Consider the following 7,977-nt stretch of genomic DNA (forward strand, 5'->3'; position numbering starts at 1 on the left):
CCGGCCAACCGCCGGGCGCTCACCGCCGCCCACTGGCCGGGCACCGCCTCGGGCCCCGGCCAGCCGCGCCCACCGGCCGGCGGCCCGGGTACGCCCGCCGGGCAGACGCCCGCTCCCGCTGCACGCCTTTCCGCGCGGCAGGCCATCCGGGCCGACCAGCCCGCTCCCGCCGCGCGCCTGACGGCGCGGCGCGCCAGACCGGCCGGCCCGCCCGATCCCGTGGCGCGCCTGTCTCCGTGGCGCGCCGCCCCTCGCATCACCCCGACCTCCCACCCCGCCCCCCACCACGCCGCCCCCTCCCACGCGTAAGGTGCCCATCACCGTGATCCCCGCACAGCAGAACACCGCCCCCGAGCAGCCCGTCCGCCGCGAGCACGACCTGCTCGGCGACCGGGACGTCCCCGCCGAGGCGTACTGGGGGGTGCACACCCTGCGCGCCACGGAGAACTTCGCCATCACCGGCACCCCGATCTCCGTCTACCCGCTGCTCATCGACGCGCTCGCCGCCGTGAAGGAGGCCGCCGCCCTCGCCAACGAGGAGCTCGGTCTGCTGCCCGCCGCCAAGGCGGACGTCATCGTCGCCGCCTGCCGGGAGATCCGGGGCGGCGCGCTGCACGAGCAGTTCGTCGTCGACGTCGTCCAGGGCGGCGCGGGCACCTCCACCAACATGAACGCCAACGAGGTCGTCGCCAACCGGGCCCTCGAACTCCTCGGCCACGCCAAGGGCGACTACCCGCACCTGCACCCCAACGAGGACGTCAACCTCGGCCAGTCGACGAACGACGTCTACCCGACCGCCATCCGCATCGCCGCCATCGGCGCGGCCCGCGAACTGCTGCGCGCGATGGCCGTCCTCCAGGACGCCTTCGCCGAGAAGGCCGTCGAGTTCGGCGGCGTGGTCAAGATGGGCCGCACCCAGCTCCAGGACGCCGTGCCCATGACGCTGGGCCAGGAGTTCTCCACGTACGCCGTGATGCTGGAGGAGGACCGCGGCCGCCTCGCCGAGGCGATCGAGCTGATCCACGAGATCAACCTCGGCGCCACCGCCATCGGCACCGGCCTCAACGCCGCCCCCGGCTACGCCGAGACCGCCCGCCGCCACCTCGCCGGCATCACCGGCCTGCCCCTGGTCACCTCCGCCAACCTGGTCGAGGCCACCCAGGACTGCGGCGCCTTCGTCCAGCTCTCCGGCGTCCTCAAGCGGATCGCCGTGAAGCTCTCGAAGACCTGCAACGACCTCCGGCTGCTCTCCTCCGGCCCGCGCGCCGGCCTCGGCGAGATCAATCTGCCGCCCGTGCAGGCCGGTTCGAGCATCATGCCCGGCAAGGTCAACCCGGTCATCCCCGAGGTCGTCAACCAGGTCGCCTTCGAGGTCATCGGCAACGACATGACCATCACCATGGCGGCCGAGGGCGGCCAGCTCCAGCTCAACGCCTTCGAGCCGGTCATCTTCCACGCCCTGTCGAAGAGCCTGACCTCCCTGAAGGCGGCCTGTCTCACCCTCGCCGAGCGCTGTGTCACCGGCATCACCGCCAACGTCGACGCCCTGCGCGCGAGCGTCGAGAACTCCATCGGCCTCGCCACGGCCCTCAACCCCCACCTCGGCTACACGGCGGCCACCGCCATCGCCCAGGAGGCCCTCGCCACCGGCCGCTCGGTCGCCGAACTCACCCTGGAGAAGGGCCTGCTCCCGCCCGAGCGGCTCGCCGAGCTCCTCACCCCCGAGCACCTGACGGGCGCGTCGGGCGAGCTCGGTGGCGTACTCGGCTCCTGATCGCCTGACCGTCTGATCGTCTGATCGCCCGATCACGTCCCCGGCGCCCTCGGCACCGCGAAGTTGAACTCCGCGGTGCCGAACGTGCCGTACAGCCGCAGCCACAGCGGCAGCACCAGCTCGGTGCCGCGGGCCGCCGTCAGGTCGCCGAGGTCGAGGATCCGGCCGTCCGGCCAGCCGAAGGACCGCAGCAGGTCCGTGACCACGGCCCGGGCCGCCGGGTCGTCGCCGCAGACGAAGACGACGTGCTCGCCCGGCACCCGGGCCGGGTCCGTCATCACCGTGTTGGTCATGGTGTTGAGCGTCTTCACCACCCGGGCGGCGGGGAAGGTCCGCTGGATCTGCTCGGCCACGCTGCCGCCGTCCGGGGTGACCACCCGGGGCGGCGTCCCGTGCGAGAAGTCCAGCGCGTTCGACACGTCGACGAGCACCTTGCCCGCCAGGTTCTCCGCGCCCGCCGACTCGAGCGCGGCCAGCGAGACCAGGCCGCCGGTCGCGTTCACCACCAGCTCCGCGCCGCCCGCGGCCGCCGCGAACGTACCGTGGGCGGCCCGGTACCGCGCCGCCCACTCCGTCGCGCCCGGATGGTCCGGGGAGCGCGAGCCGAGCGTCACCTCATGGCCGAGTTCGACCAGCTTGCCGCCGAGCCGCCGGCCGACCTCGCCGGTGCCGAGTACGGCGATCCTCATGGGCGTGCTCCTTCGCAGGGCTCAAGTCCGAGTGTGGTGAAGCCGACATTCTTACCGATATCAGGACAAAGTCGGTATGAATCACTCGTGGAGTCGCCCGCATGCCGAGCACCACCGTCACCCCCGTCACACCCGTCGCCACCGTCGAGGACCTCGATCGCGAGGCCGCAGCCTTCCTGGAGACGGCGGCCTGGCAGGAGATGACGGCCCGCTGGGCAGAGCTGCCGGAGCCGGTACGGGACGAACCCGTCGCCCCCGACTGGCGGCGGCTGCTCTCGGTCCCCGTCGACCACCTCGTCGCCGACGCCCTGGCCGCCCTCGACCCCCGCCCCGCGCCGGCGCCCGCCGAACGGCCGCTCCCGGGCCGGCTCGGCGCCATGCTGCCCGACCGGCTGCACATGTGGCGCCGTATCGGCAGCCCCGACGTGCTCCCCTCGGTCCATCTCGGCCACGCCCGGCGCGTCCTCGCCGAATGGGGCTGGCAGAACACCCCGTACAAGCTCCGCGACGTCCGCGGCGCCCGCTGCGTCTGCGGCGCCATGCTGACCGCCCACCGCCTCGGCCACGGCAGCGCCGCCACCCTCAACGAGGCCGGTGCCTGGATGCTCGAAGAGCTCCGCTCCCGCGGCTGGTACGACCTCATCGGCCCCTGGAACCGCGCTCCGGGCCGGACCGCGGAGGACGCGCTCGCCCTGGTGGACGCCACCATCCGCCGCGCGGCACGGGCGGGCCGATAGGCGGTTCGGCGGATCGGGATCGGACGGGCCCCGCGCGGCGCGGGCGCCGGCTCAGTGGGGAGCCGGCTCAGCGGGGGCCGTCGCCGAGGGCCGACAGGATGTCGTCGACGGTGTGCCGGAAGAGTGGCTCGGGGTCGGTGAGGGCGAAGTCGAGGTGTCCGAACGCCTCGACCGCGACCGTGCCGAAGAGCCGGGCCCAGCAGGCGACGAAGACGTACAGGACCGCCGGCGGGACGTCCTCGCCCTCCAGGTGTTCGCGCACCTCCTCCAACTGGACGAGCCACCCGGGGTCGAGGTCGGCGGGCGGCCGGATGCCGCCGCGGTGCCAGAGCTCCACCATCAGCCGCAGGATCACGCCGCCGAAGCGCCAGCCGGGGTCGTGCGCGGGGTGCCCGGGGTCCGTGTCGGCCTCCGTGAGCGGTTTGGCGAACAGCAGGCCGAACTCCCGGGGATGCGCCAGGGCCCAGCGGCGCAGCTCCGCGCAGACCGCGCGCAGCCGCCGCCCGGGGTCTTCCTCGGGCTGCCGGTCGCGCGCGGCGGCCAGGGCGCCGGCCAGTTCGTCGTAGAGATGCGAGGCCAGGGCCTGGATCAGGTCCTGGTGGTTGGCGTAGTAGCGGTACAGGCCGGGTGCCGTCATGCCCATCTCGCGGGCGATGGCGCGCAGCGTGACGGCGGTCTGGCCCTGTTCGACGAGCAGACGCCGGGCGGTGCGCAGGATCTCGTCGAGCGCCTGCTCGCGGACGCGGTGGCGCCGGGTGGGGGCCGGGGGTGGTGCGGGTGCGGGGGCCGGGTCGGGGGCGGGGGCGGGAGCCGGGCCGGGGGCCGGGGTGTCGGCGGGGGAGTCCGATGGGGTCACTTGACAAAGTTAACACGTATCACTTTAGCTCCCTCCCGAAAGTAAACGGTGTTAGCTATCGCCGCCGATCCGGCGGCCCGAGGGGGATCCCATGACTTACGGCATCGTGCTGACCTACACCGTCACTCCGCGCTGGCTGGCCCTGTCCCGCCCCGAGCGGAACGCCCTGCGCGCCGCGCACGTCGAGCCGGTCCTCGCCGCCCACGCGGACCGCGTCACGGCCCGCTTCTTCGACGCCGAGGCGTTCCAGGGCCGGTTCAGCGACTTCGCCGTCCTGGAGACCGAGGACCTGCGCGCCTACTACTTCCTCGTCGAGGCGCTGCGCGACACCCCGCTGATCAGCGAGGGATACCTGGAGTTCGGCGAGGTCTTCCTCGGCGTCCGGGACGGCTTCCAGGAGTACGAGGACACCCTCGCCGAGCGGGCGCGCGCAGGAGCCCGCGCATGACGACCACTCCGCTCCGCCGCCGCCATTGGCCGCTGCACCTGCTGCGGGCCTGCGCCGCGCTCGTCCTCCTCGACACGCTCCTGCAGGCCGCCCTGGCCGGCCTGTTCGTCACCGGAGACGTCGACCTGCTCGCCTGGCACGCGGCCAACGCCGAGCTGCTCCAGGCCCTCGCGGTGCTCCAGGCCCTCGCCGGGGTCCTGACCCGGCGCCTCCTGCCCGGACCCGTCTGGCCGGCGGCGGCCGCCGTCCTCCTGATCGCCCTGGTCGGCGCCCAGCAGGCACTCGGCGAGGCCCGCCTGCTGGCCGCCCATCTGCCGCTCGGCATGGCCGTGTTCGGCTGCGCGACGGCCCTGACCTGCTGGGCCTTCGCCCACCGGACCGCCGGCGCCGAGACGTCCGAGGCAGGAGCGATCGCATGAGCCCGTCTCCGCCCGCAGTCGGGCCCGCGCCGAACCGCCGGACGTTCCTGGGTCTCGCCGCCGGGGCGGGAGCGGCCGTCACGCTGGGCGCGGCCGGTTGCGCCCGGATCACCGCCCCCACCACCGGACGTCTCCTGACCAGCGCCGTCCCCCTGCCCGCCCCCTTCACCGTCCCGCTGCCCGTGCCCAGGACGGCGCGCCCGGTGCGCAGCGAGATCGGCGCGGACCACTACGAGTTGGACCAGCGGGAGGGCCGGGTCGAGATCCTTCCCGGCCTCAAGACCACGGTCTGGGGGTACGACGGGACCTTCCCCGGCCCGACCTTCGCCGCCCGCTCGGGCCGCCGTACCACCGTACGCGTACGCAACAGGCTGACCGTCCCCACCGCCATGCACCTGCACGGCGGCATCACCCCACCGCAGTCCGACGGCTATCCGACGGACCTGGTGCCGCCGGAGCAGGCGACCGGACAGCCCCGGCGCCCCGCGCACCCCACGACGGCCATGGGCGGCATGGACGGCATGGACGGCATGGGCGGAGGGGCGGCCGGCACGCCGTACCGCACCTACGACTACCCGCTGCCCCAGCGCGCCGCGACGCTCTGGTACCACGACCACCGCATGGACTTCAGCGCCCCGCAGGTCTGGCGCGGGCTCGCCGGCTTCTTCCTCGTCCGCGACGCCGAGGAGGACCGGCTCCCGCTGCCCGGCGGCGAGCGCGACCTCCCGCTCATGCTGTGCGACCGCGCCTTCGAGGCCGACGGTTCCTTCCGCTATCCCGCCCTCGACCCCACCGGGACCACGACGCCCGGCGTCGAGGACGCCTACATGGACGGCGTCCTCGGAGACGTCCAGCTCGTCAACGGCGCGCCCTGGCCGGAGTTCGAGGTCTCCGCCACCCGCTACCGCTTCCGTCTGCTCAACGCCGCCAACGCCCGCCGCTACCGGCTGCGCCTGGACGCCGAGACCGGCGGGCACCCGCCGTTCGTCCGGATCGGCAGCGACGGCGGGCTGCTGGCCGCGCCCCAGCGCCTCACCACCCTCGACCTGGCGCCCGCCGAACGCTCCGACGTCGTCATCGACTTCTCCGCCCACCCCGTCGGCAGCAGCGTCACCCTCGTCAACACCACGGCGGCCGGGCGCATGCGCCAGGTCATGCGCTTCCGCGTCGCCCGCACCGCGAAGGACGACAGCCACGTCCCCGCGCGTCTGTCGGCCTTCGAGCGTCTCGTGCCCACGGCCTCGACACCCGTCCGCACCTTCGACTTCCGCCGCACCCGCACCGACGACGACCACCAGCTCTGGACGGTGAACGGCCGGCCGTACGCCCCCGGGCGCGTGCTGGCCACCCCGCGCCTCGGCACGGTCGAGCGCTGGCGTTTCAGCAGCGACTTCCACCACCCCGTCCACGTCCATCTGGCGCACTTCCAGGTCGTCGCCCGCGGCGACCGCCGCCCGAGGGCGAGCGACGCCGGCTGGAAGGACACCGTCGACGTCCGCCCGTACGAGGTCGTCGAGGTCCTGGCCCGCTTCGCGGGCTACCGGGGCCGGTACATGCTGCACTGCCACAACCTCGAACACGAGGACATGGCGATGATGGCCGACTTCCAGGTCACCTAGGCGATCCCGGCCGGTGCGTCAACGTGCGCTCGTGACCGTGGCGGGCTCCCACACGAAGCCGTCCGGGTCCGTGAACGATCCGCCGTCGCCGCCCAGCGCGATCCGGTGGGACCCGGTGCCGTCGGCCGGGACGGCGACGTCCTTGGCGAGCGCCCGGCGGCCGTACAGGGCGAGCGTGACGGCGCCCTCGGCGCCGGCGAACTCGACGTACTTGCGGCCGAAGCTCTTGGCCACGGTGAGGCCCTGCTCCACGTAGAACTGCTTGGTGGCGGCCACGTCCGTAGCGCCGAGCAGGAGCACGACCCGGTCGATCCGCCCGGTCGCGGGGCCGGTGTCCTTCTTCTCCGAGGAGGCGAACTTCCAGATCGTCCCGTCCGGCGTCCGGACGACACCGCCGTAGCCCCAGAAGGACTTGGCGGCGGGCTTCAGGGCGGTCGCCCCGGCGTCGAGGGCGGCGTCGACCAGGGCGCGGACGTCGGCCGGCCGGTCGACGGTGAGGGAGACCGCGAAGCCGCGGAAGCCGTCCGACGGCTCGTCCGTGGCGGGGCGCAGGCGCACATGGGCACCGAGGCCGGAGGCGGCGTAGAAGCGTTCGGCGGCCGTCAGGTCGGCGACTTCGAGGGTGAGGTGCGTGAGTGAGGTCATGACGATCACGCTAGGTCCGGCGGGCCGACCGGCGCTTCTCGAATCCTGACCGATCGCCTCCTGCCCGATCGCGTCCTGACCGATCGCCTCCTGCCCGATCGGCTCAGGTCCAGGACGACCGCACCGGAGCGGCGGCGCCCCGCGGACTACCCTGGGTGTATGGGCGGCGGCGGTCTGACCGGACTGTTCCTCTGCGGCGACGTGATGCTCGGCCGGGGGATCGACCAGATCCTTCCCCGTCCCGTCGACCCCGCCCTCACGGAGCGGTACGTGCGGGACGCCCGCGACTACGTGACCCTCGCCGAAGCCGTCTCCGGGCCCGTGCCCCGGCAGGTGGCCCCCGGCTATCCCTGGGGCGAGGCGCTCGGTCTGATCGACGCGGCCCGGCCCGACGCGCGGGTGGTCAACCTGGAGACCTCGGTGACCCGCCACGGCGTGCCCTTCCCCGGCAAGGCCGTGCACTACCGGATGGCGCCGGAGAACCTGGCCGCGCTCGGCGTCGTACGGCCCGATGTCGTCGTCCTCGCCAACAACCACACGCTCGACTACGGCCGGCGCGGCCTCGACGACACCCTCGACGCGCTGGCGGCCGCAGGGCTGCGCACCGCGGGCGCCGGGCGGGACGCCGAGGAGGCGCGGCGGCCCGCCGTCGTGCCGCTGCCCGGCGGCCGCCGGCTGCTCGTCCACGCGCTCGGCTTCGCCTCAAGCGGCGTGCCGCGCGACTGGGCGGCGACCGCACGGCGCAGCGGGGTGCACGACGGCGCCGGGCCGCACGGCGAGCTTCATGGAG

General features: G+C 74.1%; 9 protein-coding genes and 1 pseudogene. 7 read left to right on the plus strand and 3 right to left on the minus strand.

From position 1 onward, the window contains the following. Together ACWEJX_RS36680 and ACWEJX_RS36685 are read left to right on the plus strand one after the other, a co-directional pair. Positions 1–309: pseudogene (locus ACWEJX_RS36680) on the plus strand (hypothetical protein); the annotation flags it as partial. Positions 310–322: 13 nt separating this feature from the next. Continuing rightward, positions 323–1,774: an aspartate ammonia-lyase gene (locus ACWEJX_RS36685; RefSeq protein ID WP_451611740.1), complete on the plus strand. Its 1,452-nt coding sequence runs from the start codon at positions 323–325 to the stop codon at positions 1,772–1,774. Between the two features lie 32 nt (positions 1,775–1,806). Here ACWEJX_RS36685 and ACWEJX_RS36690 read toward each other — a convergent pair whose 3' ends face one another. Next, the gene (locus tag ACWEJX_RS36690) at positions 1,807–2,463 is read right to left on the minus strand and encodes an NADPH-dependent F420 reductase (protein WP_451611741.1); all 657 of its coding nucleotides are present in this window, start codon (positions 2,461–2,463) and stop codon (positions 1,807–1,809) included. A gap of 101 nt (positions 2,464–2,564) precedes the next feature. Between ACWEJX_RS36690 and ACWEJX_RS36695 the strand changes: the two genes are divergently transcribed. Beyond that, positions 2,565–3,200: a DUF6197 family protein gene (locus ACWEJX_RS36695; RefSeq protein WP_451611742.1), complete on the plus strand. Its 636-nt coding sequence runs from the start codon at positions 2,565–2,567 to the stop codon at positions 3,198–3,200. Between the two features lie 67 nt (positions 3,201–3,267). Here ACWEJX_RS36695 and ACWEJX_RS36700 read toward each other — a convergent pair whose 3' ends face one another. After that, a complete protein-coding gene (locus ACWEJX_RS36700) occupies positions 3,268–4,056 on the minus strand; it encodes a TetR/AcrR family transcriptional regulator (protein ID WP_451611743.1) in 789 nt (262 codons plus the stop codon). A 91-nt stretch (positions 4,057–4,147) separates the two neighbouring features. Between ACWEJX_RS36700 and ACWEJX_RS36705 the strand changes: the two genes are divergently transcribed. Genes ACWEJX_RS36705 through ACWEJX_RS36715 form a run of 3 tightly spaced genes read left to right on the plus strand, consistent with a single transcriptional unit; the run spans position 4,148 to position 6,542 of the window. Further along, entirely contained in the window at positions 4,148–4,504 is a 357-nt protein-coding gene (locus tag ACWEJX_RS36705) for a darcynin family protein (protein ID WP_451611744.1), read from the plus strand. Continuing rightward, the gene (locus ACWEJX_RS36710; RefSeq protein ID WP_451611745.1) at positions 4,501–4,923 is read left to right on the plus strand and encodes a hypothetical protein; all 423 of its coding nucleotides are present in this window, start codon (positions 4,501–4,503) and stop codon (positions 4,921–4,923) included. The genes ACWEJX_RS36705 and ACWEJX_RS36710 overlap by 4 nt, the downstream gene beginning before the upstream one ends. Continuing rightward, a complete protein-coding gene (locus ACWEJX_RS36715) occupies positions 4,920–6,542 on the plus strand; it encodes a multicopper oxidase family protein (RefSeq protein WP_451611746.1) in 1,623 nt (540 codons plus the stop codon). Before ACWEJX_RS36710 ends, ACWEJX_RS36715 begins: the two co-directional genes overlap by 4 nt. An 18-nt stretch (positions 6,543–6,560) precedes the next feature. On the opposite strand, the gene ACWEJX_RS36720 is transcribed toward ACWEJX_RS36715, so the two are convergent. Then, on the minus strand, positions 6,561–7,187 hold the full coding sequence (locus tag ACWEJX_RS36720; protein ID WP_451611747.1) for a glyoxalase: 627 nt from the start codon (positions 7,185–7,187) through the stop codon (positions 6,561–6,563). A 159-nt stretch (positions 7,188–7,346) separates the two neighbouring features. On the opposite strand from ACWEJX_RS36720, the gene ACWEJX_RS36725 reads away from it, so the two are divergent. Then, a partial coding sequence (locus ACWEJX_RS36725; protein ID WP_451611748.1) for a CapA family protein occupies positions 7,347–7,977 on the plus strand: 631 nt, incomplete at its 3' end.

This window comes from Streptomyces sp. NPDC004788, assembly GCF_053601115.1.

Excerpts from the sequence above, each read along its gene's own strand:
- ACWEJX_RS36690 (WP_451611741.1), bottom strand. The coding sequence starts at position 2,463 with ATGAGGATCGCCGTACTCGGCACCGGCGAGGTCGGCCGGCGGCTCGGC.
- ACWEJX_RS36695 (WP_451611742.1), top strand. The coding sequence starts at position 2,565 with ATGCCGAGCACCACCGTCACCCCCGTCACACCCGTCGCCACCGTCGAG.
- ACWEJX_RS36705 (WP_451611744.1), top strand. The coding sequence starts at position 4,148 with ATGACTTACGGCATCGTGCTGACCTACACCGTCACTCCGCGCTGGCTG.
- ACWEJX_RS36710 (WP_451611745.1), top strand. The coding sequence starts at position 4,501 with ATGACGACCACTCCGCTCCGCCGCCGCCATTGGCCGCTGCACCTGCTG.
- ACWEJX_RS36715 (WP_451611746.1), top strand. The coding sequence starts at position 4,920 with ATGAGCCCGTCTCCGCCCGCAGTCGGGCCCGCGCCGAACCGCCGGACG.
- ACWEJX_RS36720 (WP_451611747.1), bottom strand. The coding sequence starts at position 7,187 with ATGACCTCACTCACGCACCTCACCCTCGAAGTCGCCGACCTGACGGCC.